The following is an 18016-nucleotide window of genomic DNA, read 5'->3' on the forward strand; positions in this document are numbered from 1 at the left end:
AGGCCGATTTGACGCGCAATACTCCGCGTCGCATCCACGACGACAACCAAGAATCGCTGTTTTCCGCCATTTGAAAAGGAGGTGCATAATGAATCGGTCTTCGCTCTCGGCAGAAAGTCCTGGCTCTTCTGCGGTTCCGATCGCGGCGGACAGCGCGCGGCCGTTCTCTACAGCCTGATCGTCAGCGCCAAGATGAACGATGTCGACCCGCAGGCCTGGCTCGCCGACGTCCTCGCCCGACTGCCCGCCTATCCGGCCCATCGGATCGATGATTTGCTGCCGTGGAATTGGAGATCCGCAAAATTGCGGACCCAACCAGCGGCGGCCTGATCATGCAGCGCAATAAGGTGCATCACGTCTACACCGTCGATCGTGTCGCCAGGGACCTCGGCGTCAGCGAAGCGCTCATCCAGGACCTGACCCTCGGTCTCGAGCCCGAGGACGGCGTCATCTGGGTGTACGGCGCCAACGATGACGACGGGATCTTGGCCTTCACCGATGAAGGCTTGAGGAGGTCAAGCTCCTCTCGAAGAATATCATCGCGTCTCCCCATCGAAAGGTTGACCCCAGCACCGCGGTGCTCAGGTGCTCATGGCCGCTGGATACGCACGTCTGCGGTCTTCACCGGACTTCACCGGATGGGTACGTTCGGCTATGGCAACGATGGGGACCTTAATGATGTCCATCTCATCGGCGGTGGCATCGACGCCAACGGTCGTGGCTTCTACAAGCAGTGGGGCGGCAACTGGGCTTGGTGGGCCGGCGGCACCTACAAGTTCAACGAGAAGACCGCGTTTAATCTCCAGGTGTCTGGTGACGACGACAAGAACTAGGTGTGGCTGCGAACGTCGCCTATACCGCTGTTCCTGGCTTCACGATCACGGCCGAAGTTGACTACAACCACTACGGCAACTTCGACACTCCGACCATCTACGGCAACTGGGTCGGCGCCGACAAGAAGAACAGCGTCGGCGGTATCCTCCGCTTCCAGCGCGACTTCTAATCGGCAGCATCTGACTGAAATCGACCCCGGCGGGCAACCGCCGGGTTTTTTCGTATACGTGACGCGATTATCTGATCAAGGTCGCACGAGGAACGTCGACGGCTTCGTCATCAGGATTTGTGGTCAGTCGCCAATCCTGTTCAAAGTACGGCAAGATCACCCAAGGCATCGATCAGTGGCTGGATCCTATTTTCATAGTTTTTCCAGCGCTTGACCGACGATTTATAGATCGGTTGCCGGACTTGCCAGCGACTGATAGTTCTGACCGACCCAGCCTTATCGAAAAAGCGAAGACAGGCATCATCCCAGGTCAAGCCAAGGTGATCTATCAAGCGACGCGATTGCCCTTCCTGGTCAGATATCAGCTCTTCGTAGCGATTCTCAAAAATTCGCCCGGGCAAGATCGAGTGCCAATGGCGCATAAGCCGCTCATACTCACGATAAGCCAGTCCAAGAGTCCCAAGGTCGTAACTGTAATCAAGGCCCTTTTTTAGGTCGGAAAAGAAACAGGAAAGACAATTGTCGATCGCGTCGCGCTTGCAGTGAATAAAACGCGCGTTCGGGAAGAGGATGGCGATCAGACCGATAAGCTCGAAATTATGAGGCAGTTTGTCGATAATGCGTGGTGCGGTAGGCGAATAGAGACGCAAGTTGGATAGATATTCCTCAGCCAACGCATGCGATTGCTGGATCGTCATCGACTTGACTGTCCATCCATAGGTTTGTCCCGGCTCCCCCTTCAGGCCGATGGAGGCCGCGATTCGCCCCAGTTTCGTAAGCTCTCCGGCCCCGTGAACGTAAGGATGGCTCGAGCAGATTTGCTCGGTCAGTGTTGTACCCGAGCGCGGCATCCCGAGGACAAACACGGGCGCTTCGGATGGGTTACCATACCCGGCTTTGGATGCCAGCAAGCCGGCATCGAATAGCCCGATCAGGGAATCGACCCACCTGCGGTAGGACTCAATGTCAAAATCTAAAGTCCTGAATGTCTTGGCCTTTAGAAAATGGTCCATCGCCTCGCCGTAACGGCCAAGGTCGTTCAGAACCTTGCCTGCCGCCAGATGAAGCCCATAGGGCTCGTCGGCGGAAATCGCCGGGTTGGCAAGTTCGTCCAGGATGGACTTGAGTTCGGGCGGTTCGGTAGAAAATTTCCGGATGCCTACAAGGGTGTTGTAAGCCCCTGGCACGTTAAGACGCCTGGCGATGTTTTCCGTTAAACAAGCTGCTGCCTCGTCCATCCGTCCGAGACTTACGAGCGTATCCGCTAGACCCATCCGGGCTTGCGGATGATAGTGGTCGATCCGCAGCGCCTTCTCATAGATGGGCAAAGCCATGTCGGCCTTGTCGAATTTGGCGTAGGCCTGCGCCAAGCCGCAAAGTGCCTCCAGAAGATCAGGCTTCAATTCGCAGGCCCGTTGCAAGTGCCTGATTGCGGGCAGGTAATCGCCAACCTTTAAATAGGTTTCGCCAAGTGTGAGCCGGTAGTACGGATTGTTAGGCTCTTGGGTGACCGCCCGGGCCAAGTATTTGATGGACAACTCATCATCGAAATCCAGCCCCAATGTGCCAAGTATGTACAATGCCAGCGGATGCTCACGCGTGCGCGCCAGAACGCGATGACAGAGCTCCTCGGCCTCAGGTAGCTGATCCAATTTCTGAAGTTCAAGCGCTTGCCTCAACAGCATGTCGTCGGCCTGCGCGCGAGGCGGGCGGGCCTGCGGCTTGGCTTTGGGTGGCGCAGCTTTCGGCGGTGCCGCCTTAGCCGGGGGTTGAGTTTTGAGGTGCTTTGCCCAGGCGGGCGGCAATCGGTTGCTCATACTATGTCGCTAGCAAAACGGCGCGGGAGAATCCAGCCTTGGGCGAACCGCCAAGTAAGCGCGACGATGCTCTCGGCCAGTCAGTACGACGGCGAAAACACCATGTCCGTCGAAGGCTCAACCCGGGATGCGTCGCTAAAAGGTTTTGAAATCGTCCTGTCACTCTTTCCGGGCGTTAGCGCCGCCCCTCACCTGCCTGCCGGCACCCTCTCCCCTTATAGTGACGGGGAGAGGGGCGCTGTGATCGGCGATCTCACCAATCGCCGGCCTGCAAGAGAGCCAGCGCTGCGGCGCGCCCCTTCTCCCGTCACTATCTAGCGTGCGCACACATTTGATTCAACTCCAATGAATCAAAGTGATGGTCGCATTTCTGGAGCCGAGCATCGGGCTCAACAGCTTGGAAAACGTACGTTTTCAAGGCTCTTGGCTTATCAAAGAAATTGCCCCTTCGAATCAGATGTGTGCGCACGCTAGCCCGTCACTATACGGGGAGAAGTGCCCGGCAGGGCGATGAGGGGCAGCGCCGGCTTCGAGAATTGATGTTCCCACCACAAGTTGGAAGCGGTCAGTCGGCTGAAGCGATCGCCGCGGCTCGGCCACGCCGGAAAACTTGCACCCTTCCCCCGCCCACGCTAGCAAGTGACTCCCCTTCCACGCGAGCCTGTGCCATGCTCGCGCAAGGCGGCCTTCGCCGGAGGCGTACGCGCTACCCGTCTGATTTGACGGACGAGGAGTGGGAGCAGTTCGCGCCGCTGATGCCCAAGCCTGGGCGTCGCGGCCGTCCGCGCGAGCGTTGATGTCCGGGAGGTGGTCAACGCCGTGCGCTACCTGGTCCGCTCCGGTTGCGGTTGGCGAATGCTGCCGATCCATTTCGGGCCCTGGCAGACGGTCTACGGCTGGTTTCCCGAGTTGGCGCGGCGTTTTCTGTTCCAGACTATCCACGATGTGGCGCTGATGCTGGATCGCGAGCGAGCCGGGCGCGAGGCCAGTCCCACGGCTAGCGTGATCGACAGCCAGTCGGTCAAAGCTCCGCAAGCTGAAACAAGGGTTACGACGCCGGCAAGAAGATTGTCGGCCGCAAGCGACACGTTGCCGTCGATACGGATGGGCGGCTCTTGATGGTCAATCTCACCACCCCCGATATCTCCCACAGTGCCGGTGCTCAGGCGATCCTGGATGGTAGCCGCAAGCGTTGGCCCTGGTTGAAGCATCTATTCGCCGACGGCGCCTATGACAGGCTGAAGCTCATGGACAAAGCCGCCTATCTCGACTTCGTGGTCGAGATCACTCGTCGATCCGACGACCAGAAGGGCTTCCAGATCCTGCCCCGCCGCTGGGTCGTCGAGCGGACCTTCGGCTGGATGACAAGATGCCGCCGCCTCGTGCGCGACTACGAGCAGCGCATCGATGTCTCGCAAGCCATGATCCTTGTCGCAATGGGCGGCAATCTCATCCGCCGAAACGCTCATCCGTGAATTTCAAAACGGACTCTCAGAAGCGGCATGGATAGGCAATCCATCGTCCGGGATTGAACTGATAGTTTTGATTTTGATGCTCGAGCGCTCCCGCGCCAGTGAGTATATAGAGCCCCAAAATTCGGGTTCGCGCCGGTTCAGTCGCCGGATCTTTATGAGCGCATGATTTCTTCTGGCGCGGGAAGTGGATTAGGAAAACCTGCTGACGGCGCGGCCGCCTTCAATAAGAAAAACTGTGCAGCCTATAAGCTTCGGCTCGACGACATCCGGTTCTCGATTTCCTTTAGGATGTTGGTTGCGCGTGCGATGCGGCTATACCTGGCCAGAAAGTCTGCCTTCGCCTGCTGACCGATCTGATCCCGAAGCGCCTTGTTTTCGCGCAGGCGCTGAAGAGCTTTGACCCAGTCGGACGGGTTGTCTGGCGACACCAGAACGCTGTTGACGCTATCCCTCAAAACTTCTCGGATAACTGACAGGTCGGAGGACACTATGGGTTTGCCATGCGCCATATATTCGAAGAGCTTGAGCGGCGACATTCCCTCAGCGATATTTCGACCGCCGCCCTGGCCCTCTACATCTCTAAGATAGGGCGCGAGTACAACGTCCATTTCGGCCAAGTAGGCACATGTCGCGGCGTGAGGAACGTAGCCGTGAAACACTGTGTTCGGGCATTTGGCCAGCTTCGATGTCCAATACTCTATATCGCCTGGTGTTCCGCCGACGATGTGAAATGTCGCCCAGCCGCATCGAGGCGCAATAGCGCTGATTATCTCCATGCCTTTTCCCTTATACAGATGTCCGACATAACCAACCTTGAACGTGCCGCTGAGGCTGCATGGCTCGACATTCGGCGGAACCGGATCCGCGCCATTGGGCGCGATGAGAAATTTTCCCGCATGTTGAGGAAAGAGGCGGATGCTGTCGTCCCGCAGACGTTGCGACGTGACGACCAGCATACAGAATGCCTCTAGGCCTATCAGTTTGGCAAGGCGCTGACGCTGACGTCTGCTCAAACTGCCAATCGGGTCGTGAAGCTCAAAAACGGTCGTGAACCCGAAAAGTCCGGCAGAAACAAGCGCTACAGTAGCCGAGCGTGTAAAGACGACATGCGGCCGCAGCCAGACCGCAGCAAGAAGTGCCAACACAGCAAAAAAAAGCTCCCGGCCGGGCACAGGCCAAAAGGGTACAGGGAGAACGCGGAATGGGAACTCGGTACCGAATCCGTATTCGCGCGCGATCTTCTCATAATGATCCCGTGTATTCATGGAGGCGCGTGGAAGCGCTAGTAGGACCTCCGCTCCGGCAACCCGAAATGCATGGCACATCTTTGCGACTTGTACCGCATTGGCGGCCGGCGCCGGAACGTGCGCAGAATGTATATAGAGAAGCCGCATCCACAAAGCCTATCTTTCACGCCTCGCGGCTGGTCTAGTTCTTCGCCTCTGAGCCGCAAGTTCGGAGACCACGGGCTGGGCAGACGCACCAAGTCGAACGACAAAAGCGCCCTCCGCCCCGGTGGCTCCATGGGTTGTGATAGTACCACTCGCCGGTTGCCTCACCAAAATCGAGCGCCCTTTTTCGCGAACTGGGGGCAGGCCCAGCGACAGCACACGCCGCCCTTCACCGGACAGGTTCTGACCACAGCCGTCATCAAAGCCCCAGCCAGCCAGCAATTATGTTGCGCTGTATCTCAGAAGTTCCGGAATAGAGTTTGCTGCCGATGGCATCACGCACGGCACGTTCGACGTCGAATTCGCTCAAGAAACCATAGCCGCCGAAGACCTGGACGACATCGAGCGTGGTGCGAACAAGCGATTCGCTCACAAAGAGCTTCGAAACGGCGGCGTCGAGGGATACGGACTGGGAGCGTTCAAGGCCCCACGCCGCTTTGTAGACGAGCAGTCGGGCCGCCTCCACCTGCATCTTCATGTCGGCAATCTTATGGGCGACCGCCTGGTGCTTGGAGATGGTCTGGCCGGACTGACGTCGGGTGCGCGTATAGGCCACTGCCTTTTCCAGAAGCCGCTCCATGGTGCCTACATGACTGGCGAATAGGCACGCCCGCTCCCAGTCCATGCTATGGACGAACAGCCTGGAGCCGCCGCCCACTCCACCGAGAACAGCGTCCTTCGAAACAAATACGTCCTCGAAGACAAGCTCCCCGATCGGAGACGTCCGCAGTCCCATTTTTTCGAACTTTTGCGCGACCCGATAGCCGGGCAGCGTGCGGTCCACGAGGAAGCTCGTGATGCCGCCGAAATACCCCTTGGCGCGGTCAGTGACAGCAAAGACGACGGCAACATCCGCCACCGGCCCGTTGCTCACGAAGGTCTTCGTGCCGTTGATTAGAAAGCCGTCGCCATGAGGCTCCGCCCGGGTTTGCATCGCAAATGCATCGGAGCCCGACTCCGGTTCGCTCATCGCATTGGCCGCGATCAAAGTGCCATCACAGAGCCTCGGAAGATATCGATTCTTCTGCTCTTCAGTGCCGAACTTCCAAATCGGCACCACGCAGGCCAGAAGGTGGGCGCAGATCGAGAAGACCAAGCCGGAATCCTCGCAGCCGTAGCCGAGCGCGTCGATTGCAATGGCCGTGGACAGGGAATCGAGACCGGGTCCCCCGTAGGCCTCGGGGACTGGCAGGCCGGTCAGGCCCATCTGCGCGCAGGCCTGCCACAACTCGTGCTGGAATACTTGGTCCCGGTCGCGCTGCCTGACATCTTTATTGAGCTTATCTTGCGCGAAGCGATGGATCTCACCGCGCAGGATGCGCTGCTCCTCGTTCAGCGCGAAATCCACTACTCCATCCTTATCAGATGCTGGTAGTCAATTTTATCTGTCGATGTCTTCGGAAGTAACGGCTGATGCGAGAACCAGTCCGGGGCCATGTAGGCCGGCAAGTTGTGAGCGCAGAACCGCTTCAGCTCGATGAGCGACAGCGCATGGCCGTCGCGCGAGGCATAGAACACCTTAATGGAGACGCCCGACTCCTCCGAGCGAGCGATCGCCGCCACCTCGGAGATCGCTGGATGGCGATAGAGCGCCGTCTCGATCTCGCCGAGTTCGATCCGATATCCCCGCCTCTTCACCATCCGGTCGCGTCGACCACGGAAGGTGTAGACTCCGCCATCGCCTTCGATCACTACATCGCCGGTACGGTACCAGCGACCGCTTGAATCGACGTGAAAAGCGGCGCTTGTTCGCTCAGGCATGTTCCAATAGCCCAGCATCACGGGAGCACCGCTGATTGCGAGCTCGCCTTCCTGGCCTCGCGGCACGTTGCGACCATTCGCATCGATCACGCGTGCCTTAACATGCGCGCAGGCGCGCCCGATCGGAAACGGCGCCGAGCGGTCTTCGGCGATCGTCTGCGGGATTTCGTAGTAGGTACAGACGTTGGTTTCGGTTGGACCATAGAGATTCAGGTAGCGTGCGCGTGGGACCACAGCCTTTAGCCTGCGCAGATGCTTGACCGGAAAAACCTCGCCGGCAAATAGAATGAACCGAAGAGCGTGGTCGTCGCGAGCATCAAGGCTGCCGTGCTCGACCAGAAGCGTGAGTACGGAGGGCGTGGAATACCAGACGGTCAACCGCCGCTCGGCGATAACCGACGCCATCCGGGTCGGATTCTTGCCGAGCTCCTCACCGATGAGGAATACGGTCGCGCCGTGCTTCAGCGGTACGAAGATGTCGAGGATAGACAGGTCGAAGTGGAAAGGCGCATGGGAGGAGAAGCGGTCATTCTCGTCAGGGGCGAGGATCTCGGAGCACCAGTCCACGTAGCTCGAGCCATTACGATGCGTCAGCATCACGCCCTTCGGCTGGCCGGTCGAGCCCGAAGTGTAAAGCACGTAAGCGAGGTTGTCCGGCCCCGGCCGCGCCGATTCGTCCTCCACCGCCAAGCTGCCGGCCTCTACGCGAGCCAGGTACGTCGCGAGCGGCGAGGGACCGTCGGACCAGTCGAGCGGTAAGAGACACGGTTCCGCAGCCAAGCGCGCCAACTCACAGCGCAAAGTTTCGGCTCGGGACGCCTCCACGAAAATCGCGCGCACGCCGCAGTCGTTAAATATGAACGCGCTACGCGCAGGCGGTGCCAGAGAGTCGACGGGCACATAGGCCGCGCCCACCTTCAAGGTGCCGAACAGAACAGCGAGCGAGGCGATCGATTTTGGAAGGCAAATGCCGACGCGGTCCCCCGGCCGGACGCCGATCCGACGCAGATGGTCGCGGACTTGGTCCGACAGCGCGTCGAGCTCGCCGTAGGTGATCTGCCGCCCAGAGCTCGCCTCGACAGCGGCGCACGTCTGGGGATGCCGCCTCGCGCTCTGTTCCAGATACTCGTGTAAGGCAGCAACCGTCATGGCGGGCTCTATGTGGACGCCTGCTTCGACTGGACGAAATTGGCAATTTGGGCGATGGAGTTCAGGTTCTCCGGCACGAGTTCGTCAGGGGCGATTTCGATACCGCAGGATTTTTCCAGGTAGGCAACGAGCTTAAGCGTCGCCAACGAGTCGAGAATGCCGTCAGTTATCAGCTCCGTTGAATCCGTCAGATTCTCCGGCCTTTCACCGGGCAGAAACTCCTTCAATATGAAATCCTTGGCCATCGTCCTGATCTGGATCGCGTTCATTGTTCCTCCTTGTGTGGAGCAACCGCAAGGTTCAGGGGAATTAGATCCTGGTGTTGCTGCAGCACTTGGTAAAGCTTGTCGGCGATGAGCCGATGGCCGGCGGCGTTTGGGTGATCGTCCCAAGGTGCTACAAGAAGCGTCCGCCAGTCATACCCGTCATACACACCGGAAAGATCGAGAACGTTAAAGCCAGCCTCGGCAGCGAGGCGCTTCTCTAGCTCGGTGCTGGTCCTCTCGTCTGGTCTGGGTAGATAGATCCAAAAGACCCCGACCCCTTCTCGCTTCGCAGCTTCCACGATTCGAGAATAGATCGCACGCAGAAGTCTGTCTCCGTAGGGCATGAGCTTTCTTTGAAGTACCTCGTGGTCGGCACGGGGATCGATCCCGCTCTCGCGTACAATGTCGCGCACGAAGTCGTAGCGATATGCGGAGCCATTCTGGATTGCTTTCCCGAGACGCTTTAGCGTTCGTGGAACAAGCGCGCTGTGCTCGAAGTAAAAGATGTACTTTGGTTTGAATGCGAGCACTCGATCCTCGATGATGGCCAGAATGTCCAGAGGAACATAACCCCCAACGGCAAAGTTCAGCACCTCGTAGTGTCGATACCCGCTGTCGTCTGCCTGCGCATTCAGCCGCCGCTCCAACAGGCCCTCGAAAGTCTCGTCATCCGCGACGCCCTCGCCGAAGACATGCGAAGAGCCGACGATTGCGATTCGTGGGGTGCCGGGAGTAGGAATCTTTTCATAGTCCTGATCTCGCATGCCCCAGCGGTTGATGTGGACCCGCGTTCCCTTAAAGTCTGCTTGGGAGAGTGGTCGCAGATAGGTCGTGGGAAGCGCACCGGTGAACTCGCTCAGCGGCGTCTTGTCCAAATTGTCCCAACCGTCGTGTCGTCGTTGGCCATAGACAATCCACAGTTCTGGGTTAAATGCGCCGACATTGACGAGGTTCTCGTAGTAGCCGCGCTCCAGGTTCGCGTTGTCGCGGCTATTGAGGTTCGGCGCTCTAATGTCGGCCATTGCGGTACTGACCGTCTCCCCGAGGCGATCGTGAACCATGGGGAGCGAGATGCAAACCGCGATCAACCCGCAGACACCGACCGACGCAACCGACCGTCGGAAACTGTACTGGCGGTCGGCGCCGCCGCGCGCGAGCGCAAGCGCAGGAATGCCAATGATAGCTGCCACCGCGACCAGTACGAGGGCGGGCGTCATTTTGCCAGGAACTTCCACGCCCACAGTGTCGAAGACGGAGAACCATTGCGGGACCGAGCTCGCGCTCCAAAACGACCAAAGGAGGCAGATGACGACGAATACGCCAATGGTCCGGCTCGCAGTTTGCAGCGCACCGTTCCAGCTTAGTGCCCCGCCACGCAGGCGCCGCGTGCGACCGTGCCGCATTTCATAGTGGGCGTTGATCGTCACAAGCACGGCCAGGATCATCCAGAAGAGGAAGTCGTTCCAGGTGAATACCCAGGTGCCACGTAACCAGAACCACTGATAGTTGTGCAGCAGCCAAGTCGCGAGGAACGCGAGGAGGGTCGCGCTGACCAGCGCTACGCTCTCTCCCCAGCGTCGAAAGCGAAAATACAACGGATAGTATACAATCTTCATTATGAAGTCCTTCCAGTATATATTTATTCGACGCCAGAAATCTGTGAAACTTGAGGAAAGAAAGTACAGATTGTGGGTTTCTGGAAGGTTGAATCCAAATAAATGCAAAATCCCGGTGATTATGTGAAAAGTTCCTGAAACCTTCAGATAAAGTAAAAATGGCCATATGATAAATTGCAAAAGCTCAATCTGATTGTGTACGTCCGCAGCATCGATAACAAATCGCTGATATACGATGCGGTAGCATATCAAATGGATAGCGCCGCGAAACATCCACTGAATGCCCGTTTGATAGATGTAGTGCCGGTCAGCATTGTAGTAGCTGCTGCGGAAAGTTCTAAAATCTACGACCGGAAAGAGCGGGAAGCACACGTTCGGCAACATGAAAAAATACGCGAGCCGCTCCGAAAGCGTCGCCATCTTCTGTTCACGTCGCATTTCGTATGCATAGACAATGAGACGGAACATGAACATGGAAGCGAGCACTGGCCAGACGGCGCGCGTCCACGGGGTCGCTATCCAGTCCATTCGTGCGGCGGCGAGCCCGCAGCCGGCGCCAACCAGCGCCAGCACTCTCCATCCAAAAGCGATCGGTAGGTGGACAATTCCGATCAGTACGAGCCCAATGGCGACGATCCAGGCGGCATCGATGAGGCCGTCAAATCTCCAGTGGTGCCAGTTGGGCCCAAGGTTCGCGAAAACTGCGGCGATAGTCGCGAACGAGAGCAGCACGAAAAACGGCAGCCGGTAAGGCTGTGGCAGGAAGTAGTGCACGCACCAGCCGGCGAGGGCAACGAGCAGGACGCGGACAAGCGCAGTAGTCTCGAGCCTGAGGAGATAGACCAGCGCGATGAAGAGGGCCAGCTGGCAGGCTATGGCGAACCAAGCCAGGATGCTTCTCGACTCAGTCTCCGTAGGATCCGCCGACCAGGGACGAGACAATGTCTTGATCCAATGCACGCTCGCGCGCCTCAACCAGCTGCCGGCGGACATCGACAAGAAGTGGCTTTGGGGCATGCGAAAGATCCGCAAGCTGCTGGTCCCCCTCCCATGGCTCCCATCCCTGACGGGTAAAGCGCCCCGGTCCTTAGAGGGATGCCTTGACTTCTTTGAACGAGTCCGGTTCCGCGCAAACGCAGAAGTACATAAAACGCAGAAGTACATAAGTGTATCAGAAACAAATCGCTCCGCTGTGCCCGGGGTAACAGCGACTCGTCTCTAAGACGCTTAAAAACAAGCTAAATCTGATCGATTGAAAGCCGATTCCGAATGGGATCGATCTGCCCCGTAATCCGCGCCGCGAGCCGAACGCCGATGGCAGTCGACGCTCTGTCTGCCTTGGCCATCTTAGTCCGGAACGCTCGGGCACATGATCGACGAGTTCGCGGCACTTCCAGCCGAGGCAAAGGCGCAACTCACCATCCTGGGCGATGCCAATGCCGCGCCACTCTCGACGAACAGGCAGCCCGGTTGGGCCTTTCCAGCAGCGTCACTTTCGCTGGCGCGGTCGAAAATGTCTTTCCATTCCTGTGGGAGGCTGATTCTATCTTTCCACCTCGGTGTCGGAAGGTATGTCAAAGTCAACGCTCCTGAAAACAGCCTCTCTTCGTTGAAGATCGTTAAATACAATTCGACCTCGGAGGCAATTGTTGCCTACGTGCTGGCGTGATACTAGGCGGAACAACTTGACGGAACAATTTTGCCGTATAGCCGCCGTTGATAGCAACGGACCTGCTAAATGTTGATTGGCACACTAACTTTGCACACCGGTTACAACGAGGGGGCGCAGCTTCAGAGCCTCGCCCTCCAACGCTGCATTTCGGACCTGCGTCCCGGCTCGCCGGCGGAGATCGTGGACCACCGCTATCCAAGACGACTGGAGACTGGCTATGGGCCGGCGACAAACGCACGCCAGCGAACGCTTGCCGCCTTCGCCGATGGACTGCTGCTCAGCCCCAAGAGGTTCTACTCGGAGGATAGGTCACCAACGTTTCGCTACGTAAGCGACCGCTATGATGCGGTTGTGGTGGGTAGCGATGAGGTTTGGAAGATCGACTACGTCTCCCGTCTCGGTGGGCTGATCAAGCTTCAGACCAACCCACTATGTCCGCCATTTCCCAATGTCTACTGGCCAGAAGTGGCGTGCTCGAAGATAGCATATGCGGCGAGCACCGGCAGCAGCACCAAATGGACCGAAATGCCGCGCCGCAATCGATACTTGATGGCCAAATGCCTGAACGAATTTGTCGCGATCGGCGTGCGGGACGAGCGGACACGTGAGTTGGTCCTCTGGGCAGATCCAAGCCTCGCGGATCGTGTGACATTGACCCCAGACCCGACAGTCACTCACGATCTAACGTCGAATGCCACTCATGAAAGCCTGCGCGTAAAGCTGGCTTCCTGGGGCGTGGATTTCAATCGGCCCCGGGCGTTGGTGATAGCCGGCCAGCACGAGCTCTATGCAGAGGCCACGACCTCTCTGCGGGCGCGCGGCGTCCAGATTGTATCAGTCTCGGATCGCAATCACCTCGCAGACATCGATCTCACCGAAAAGCCGATTGATCCCCTCGAGTGGGCAAATCTGGCATCACAATTCTCCTACTGCTTGTCAGAGCGCATGCATGGGGCACTATTTGCTCTGCGGAACCGGTGCCCGTTAATTTGCCTGGACAGCCGGCGACCCGCCATCGGCTTCCCCACTAAGAATGAGGCTTTGATGACGCTGATGGGCATTCCCTCTCAGTACGTGTGTATTCACCGCAAGGGTGCCAGGGACCATTTGCTGGACATGTGCGAAAACCTCGGAAAACTTGTTCACGACTACATGAAGATAGACAACCGGTTCCGGGAACTAGCTGAGATTGGCCGTACGTTTCTGGATAGGGCCCTGCCTGCGGCCAAGTAAAATAACAAATCAAGATGTTGTAAAATGCTTCGAAAGCTGCAAATTCTTCTGTATGCTCAAGCGAAGGTAATCATCTCCTACGTATATGACGTTGGAAATTACCTACGTTACAACGGGGATTCGCTGCTGGTTCCAAAAAAAGAGCGGCTATATTACCGAATAATCGTGGACGCTCACTCGATTGAGAAGGGCCTTTCTCTAAAGGACAGGAGGCCCGGTTTTGGCCAGGAAAAAATCAAGCGACTTATGAATGAGGTGTCCTCCTACGACGCCTCGCTAGGGGCGTTTCCGCTTGAAATGGCTGTTGGCGCACTTCGCGCCTATGTTGACCTTCATCCACCAGGGGAGCCTGAGCAGCCCTTTGTTGAGAAAGTTCGTCAATTCGTCGAGCGTTTCAATGGGCTTGATGGAGTCGCCTTGACCGGCGGGGTTCAAAGCGCCGTTCTGCCAATTGGGGGGCCAGCCCTCACACTCCTGGAAGGACTTCAGTGTCGTCGCTCGGTTAGATACTTTGACGAACAATTAATAGATCGCACCACATTGCTAGAGTTGGTACGCTTGGCGCAAGGTGCGCCATCCCAATGCAACAGGCAGGCGACAAGAGTATACCTCTACCAGGGCCGTCATCAAATCGATCAGATACTCGCCCTGCAGGGCGGGGCGCGAGGCTTTTCAAAGTCCATATCAAACCTGGCCATTATCACGTCAGACACAAGGGCCTGGCGAGGAAGCAATCAACGAAACCAGATTTATGTCGATGGTGCGCTGTTCCTAATGCATTTCCTGTTGGCCGCGGAGGCACTTCGGCTCGTGGCTTGCCCCCTCAATCTTGCGGTCGATAGTCGAGTTGAACGGCAAATTCGTGACGTCGGTCGAATTCGAGCAGGCGAGAGATTGATTGCATGCGTCGCCCTTGGCCCTATGGCAGGTACTGCCATCAGATTTGCCAGGTCGCCGCGCAGGCCGATTGATGAGGTGGTCTCGTTTGTAACCGAGGAGTAAGTCTCCGCTGGCACTTGCAGAGCGATCGAACGAAGCTGGCTTCTCGGGGAAGGGACAATGTCTTGATCGACTGCCCGCTCGCGCGCGCCAACCAGCTGCCGCCGCACATCGACAATAAGTAACGTGGAGCACGCGAAAAATCCGCAAGCTGCGGGTCCGGCCTCTCCCATAGGTCCCTTAAAGCATTGCCTCCACTACTTTTTTGAACGAGTCCGGTTCCGATCCGATTTCGCGCAAACGCGGTGAGGCAGAAGTATTGGTCCAAGGTATACCACAGTATACCACAAAATAATCACTCCGCTGTGCCCGTGGTGACAGCGGCAGTTCTCTGGGACGTTTAAATCCAACAAGTTAGATCTGATCGACTGGAAGCCGTTGGAATAACCCTCCTTACGGACTGCATGTGCCATGGCCCAAGAAGGAAGGGCACACTTAGGATTCGGGGTTCATCTCCATACGGCATGCACCCACCGAGGCGTGGCATGTCACTCCAATGCAGTAGCACCGATATCGGGACGCATGGACCAAAAGCGCGGCTGGGCGTGGGAACGCACCCAACGGATAAATTCAGCGCGATCGGTGCGGCGATATGAAAGTACAGGACGCGGAAGGCAAGATTGACTTGGGGCGTCGACTGCGTATCGCTCATGTCATCACCCGTCTCATCAATGGCGGTGCTGATGAGAATACTGTCCATTCCTGCAATTGGGCCGCGCAAGGGGGGCATGATGTTGTCCTGCTACATGGCGAGACGGTCCAGCCGGAAATCATAGCTAAAGTGGACCCGCGGGTGGAACTCATTGGCGTCCCGGGCCTGACTCGGTCCATTTCGCCTGTCTCCGACATGCGGGCATTGTTGGCGCTCACCCGGAGATTCCGCGCCTTGAATGCCGACATCGTGCATACGCACACCAGCAAGGCAGGCATTCTCGGGCGGCTCGCCGCATGGGCGGCGGGAGTTCCAGCGATCGTTCATGGCGTGCATATCGTGCCTTTTGTCAATGTCGGCGTCGCCGAGCGGTTTGCTTATCTCGCCTTGGAAAAGCTGGCAGCGCCATTCACCAGTGCGTTCATCAGTGTGAGCGAGGGCATCCGCGACTTATGCCTGAGCGCAGGAGTGGGACATCCAGACAAACATTATGTCGTCCATTCCGGATTCGATCTCGATCGTTTTCGCAACGCCGGTCCGCCCGACGGTTGGCGCGATTTGTTGCGCTTGACCCCGGACGCGCCGCGCCCGTCCGTGCTCTTGATGATCGCGGCTTTCGAGCCACGCAAGCGACACACGGAATTTCTGGACGCTTTCAACAAAGTCGCCGTCCGGTTACCCGACGCGGTGCTTGTGCTCGCGGGCGACGGGCCGCTTCGCTCGACCGTAGAATCGCGGGCCAAGCGGCTTGGGCTCGAGCGACAAGTGGTCTTTACCGGTTATCGGGACGACCCCGAGCGGCTGATCGCGCTCGCGGATCTCTGCCTGCTCTGTTCCATGCGGGAGGGATTGCCCCGCGTAGTTATGCAATATCTCGCCGGTGGCAAGCCCTGCGTCGCTTGCGATCTGCCAGGTCTTCGCGAAGTGCTCCGCCCTGGTATCAACGGTGTGATTACACCCGCGGATGATTTGGCAGCCATGGCCGACGCCATTGCCGCCCTCCTGGAGGATCGTGCAAGACTGGCCTGCCTCGCCCAAGGTGCCGCCGCGGCGACGGATCTTTCGAACTGGGACGTCAAGCTGATGGGAAAGCGGACCCATGCCATTTACCGCGCGGCTCTTGACCAGCATCGGGCAAGCAAGGGAGTATCAACAGTACCTCCTGTCCGAAATGTGGCGCTTCCGCGATGATCGGGTGCAGCCTTATGCGTTTGACGGTGATCGGGCAACTTGCCGGATTGGTTAGCGGTGCATACTTCGCCGATTTCGGCGATGAGGTGGAGTGCGTCGATCTGGACGACAAGGGGATCGATGCGCTGAAGGCAGTGAGATGCCAAAGAGGCATCTTCTTTTTTGCACATGGGACGGGGTTGTAATCTTGGTGGCCGCCTTGGCTCCGGGAACGCTATCCGGCGGATTGATATGATTGCAGCAGAAGTTGCCTCCGCTTATCCGATGAAGACCCCGCGAGCCGAAGCTCTTCCCAGCATGCGTGTTCTGCTCGTGCTCCCAACCTATTTTCCTGAGTCATATGGCGGCGGCGAACAACAGGCGCGGCGATTTGCTCGGGTGCTGGTTGAAAGCGGCGTTTCCGCAACCATTCTGGCGCCCAGTCTGTCGCACTTGACCTCGAAACGGTCTGCCATCGACGGGGTGCCTATCCATCGCCTTCGTTTGCGCGCGGCTCCGTATTTGGGCGGGCGGCATATGCTGTCGTTCCTGTCGTGGTGTGTCCAAGTTGTGATCTGGATGCTGCGCCGTCGCGACGAATTCGATGTCGTACATATCATCCACGCCCGACTTCACGCTGTTCCGGCGGCGTTGGCAGGAGCCCTCCTGCGCAAACCGGTTCTCGCAAAATTGGGCCGGGGCGGACGGTGTTTCGATCTCGACGTTGTGCGCGAAAAGAAAATCATCGGTCGCTGGGCGTCCGCCTTGATTAAACGTCACGTCACGGCCTTCATCGCCAATAGCCGCCAAATCGCTGGTGATCTGAAGAGACATGGCATCGGCGCGGATCGCATTCATATGATTCCGAATGGGATCGATCTGCCCCGCAAGCCGCGCCGCGAGCCGAGCGCCGATGGCAGCCGACGCTTTATCTGCCTTGGCCGTCTCGATCCGGAAAAATGCCTCGAGCACATGATCGATGCGTTCGCGGCACTTCCCGCCGACGCAAAGGCGCAACTCACCATCCTGGGCGATGGCCAGTGCCGCGCCACCCTCGAGGAGCAGGCGGCCCGGTTGGGCCTTTCCAGCAGGGTCACTTTCGCCGGCGCGGTTGAAGATGTCTTTCCCTTTCTGCGGGAGGCTGATTTCTATCTTTCCACTTCGGTTACGGAAGGCATGTCAAACGCACTGCTCGAGGCCATGAGTTGCGGCGTGGTCCCGATCATCACCGATGTCAGCGGTGCATCCGACGTTGTGAAGCATGAGCGCAGCGGCTTCTTGGCTCGCTCGCATGTGGAGTATTGCGGACTCCTTCATCGCGCGCTCGGCCTATCGGAAGCCGAGCGCGATGAGATGGCGCGGCGCGCAGTACAAACAGTCACTGCGCGATTCAGCATGGAGAGCGTCGCAGCACGGCAAATGAGGTTGTATGCCACTCTTGTGGACACTGCCACCCAGATCGTGAGGCGGTAGGTTATTCAGGAGCAACCCCGAAGCCGGCCTACGCAATGACGACTATTGATGCCGGAGAGAGGCGCTGAACGAGATGCATCCACTGAAACTGGTTTTTGCGCTTCCGGCAATCCCCGGCCAAGCGGCAAACATGGTGCCGGTCGTGAACGCATGCAGCGCTTTTGAAGCAGCCGGTTGTCCGATAGCCACATTTTTAAGCAGCGTGGAGCTATGCGCGGCCCCTTTCCGCTATTCAATTATGAAGCAGCCAAGGCGGTTTGCTAGCCTTATCCGGAGGCT

The 18016-nt window shown here is 58.0% G+C and carries 12 protein-coding genes and 3 pseudogenes; 9 read left to right on the forward strand and 6 right to left on the reverse strand.

Annotated elements, in window-relative coordinates; translation table 11 throughout:
* Positions 1-102: 102 nt before the first annotated feature.
* Positions 103-330, forward strand: a pseudogene (locus NKH78_RS27850) (transposase domain-containing protein); the annotation flags it as partial.
* Positions 331-650: 320 nt separating this feature from the next.
* Positions 651-1003 (forward strand): annotated as a pseudogene (locus tag NKH78_RS27855) (porin); the annotation flags it as partial.
* Between the two features lie 140 nt (positions 1004-1143).
* Here the strand turns inward: NKH78_RS27855 and NKH78_RS27860 are convergent.
* On the reverse strand, positions 1144-2820 hold the full coding sequence (locus NKH78_RS27860) for a tetratricopeptide repeat-containing sulfotransferase family protein (protein WP_352740794.1): 1677 nt from the start codon (positions 2818-2820) through the stop codon (positions 1144-1146).
* A gap of 668 nt (positions 2821-3488) precedes the next feature.
* Between NKH78_RS27860 and NKH78_RS27865 the strand changes: the two are divergent.
* Positions 3489-4295 (forward strand): annotated as a pseudogene (locus NKH78_RS27865) (IS5 family transposase).
* Positions 4296-4537: 242 nt separating this feature from the next.
* Here the strand turns inward: NKH78_RS27865 and NKH78_RS27870 are convergent.
* The 5 genes from NKH78_RS27870 to NKH78_RS27890 all read right to left on the reverse strand — a co-directional run bounded on the left by NKH78_RS27870 (position 4538) and on the right by NKH78_RS27890 (position 11498).
* Entirely contained in the window at positions 4538-5689 is a 1152-nt protein-coding gene (locus NKH78_RS27870) for a glycosyltransferase (RefSeq protein WP_502899858.1), read from the reverse strand.
* A 256-nt stretch (positions 5690-5945) separates the two neighbouring features.
* Positions 5946-7094: an acyl-CoA dehydrogenase family protein gene (locus NKH78_RS27875; protein ID WP_352707142.1), complete on the reverse strand. Its 1149-nt coding sequence runs from the start codon at positions 7092-7094 to the stop codon at positions 5946-5948.
* Positions 7094-8656 carry an amino acid adenylation domain-containing protein gene (locus tag NKH78_RS27880; RefSeq protein ID WP_352707140.1) on the reverse strand — a complete coding sequence of 521 codons (1563 nt, stop codon included), beginning with the start codon at positions 8654-8656 and terminating at the stop codon, positions 7094-7096. Before NKH78_RS27880 ends, NKH78_RS27875 begins: the two co-directional genes overlap by 1 nt.
* An 8-nt stretch (positions 8657-8664) precedes the next feature.
* Positions 8665-8925, reverse strand: coding sequence for an acyl carrier protein (locus NKH78_RS27885; RefSeq protein ID WP_029356091.1), 261 nt, complete (start codon positions 8923-8925; stop codon positions 8665-8667).
* Positions 8922-11498 carry an SGNH/GDSL hydrolase family protein gene (locus NKH78_RS27890; protein ID WP_352740790.1) on the reverse strand — a complete coding sequence of 859 codons (2577 nt, stop codon included), beginning with the start codon at positions 11496-11498 and terminating at the stop codon, positions 8922-8924. The genes NKH78_RS27885 and NKH78_RS27890 overlap by 4 nt, the downstream gene beginning before the upstream one ends.
* A gap of 409 nt (positions 11499-11907) precedes the next feature.
* Between NKH78_RS27890 and NKH78_RS27895 the strand changes: the two genes are divergently transcribed.
* The 6 genes from NKH78_RS27895 to NKH78_RS27920 all read left to right on the forward strand — a co-directional run bounded on the left by NKH78_RS27895 (position 11908) and on the right by NKH78_RS27920 (position 17737).
* Positions 11908-12207 (forward strand): hypothetical protein, encoded by a 300-nt coding sequence (locus NKH78_RS27895; RefSeq protein ID WP_352707135.1) that lies wholly within the window; start codon positions 11908-11910, stop codon positions 12205-12207.
* Between the two features lie 69 nt (positions 12208-12276).
* The gene (locus tag NKH78_RS27900) at positions 12277-13443 is read left to right on the forward strand and encodes a polysaccharide pyruvyl transferase family protein (RefSeq protein ID WP_352707132.1); all 1167 of its coding nucleotides are present in this window, start codon (positions 12277-12279) and stop codon (positions 13441-13443) included.
* 24 nt (positions 13444-13467) lie between these two features.
* Positions 13468-14445, forward strand: coding sequence for a nitroreductase family protein (locus NKH78_RS27905; RefSeq protein ID WP_352740788.1), 978 nt, complete (start codon positions 13468-13470; stop codon positions 14443-14445).
* Positions 14446-15034: 589 nt separating this feature from the next.
* The gene (locus tag NKH78_RS27910; RefSeq protein WP_352740786.1) at positions 15035-16285 is read left to right on the forward strand and encodes a glycosyltransferase; all 1251 of its coding nucleotides are present in this window, start codon (positions 15035-15037) and stop codon (positions 16283-16285) included.
* A 14-nt stretch (positions 16286-16299) separates the two neighbouring features.
* On the forward strand, positions 16300-16470 hold the full coding sequence (locus NKH78_RS27915; protein WP_352707149.1) for a hypothetical protein: 171 nt from the start codon (positions 16300-16302) through the stop codon (positions 16468-16470).
* A gap of 46 nt (positions 16471-16516) precedes the next feature.
* On the forward strand, positions 16517-17737 hold the full coding sequence (locus NKH78_RS27920) for a glycosyltransferase (RefSeq protein ID WP_352707126.1): 1221 nt from the start codon (positions 16517-16519) through the stop codon (positions 17735-17737).
* Positions 17738-18016 lie beyond the last annotated feature (279 nt).

Source organism: Mesorhizobium sp. M0910, from assembly GCF_040319465.1.
Taxonomy (GTDB): Bacteria; Pseudomonadota; Alphaproteobacteria; order Rhizobiales; family Rhizobiaceae; genus Mesorhizobium.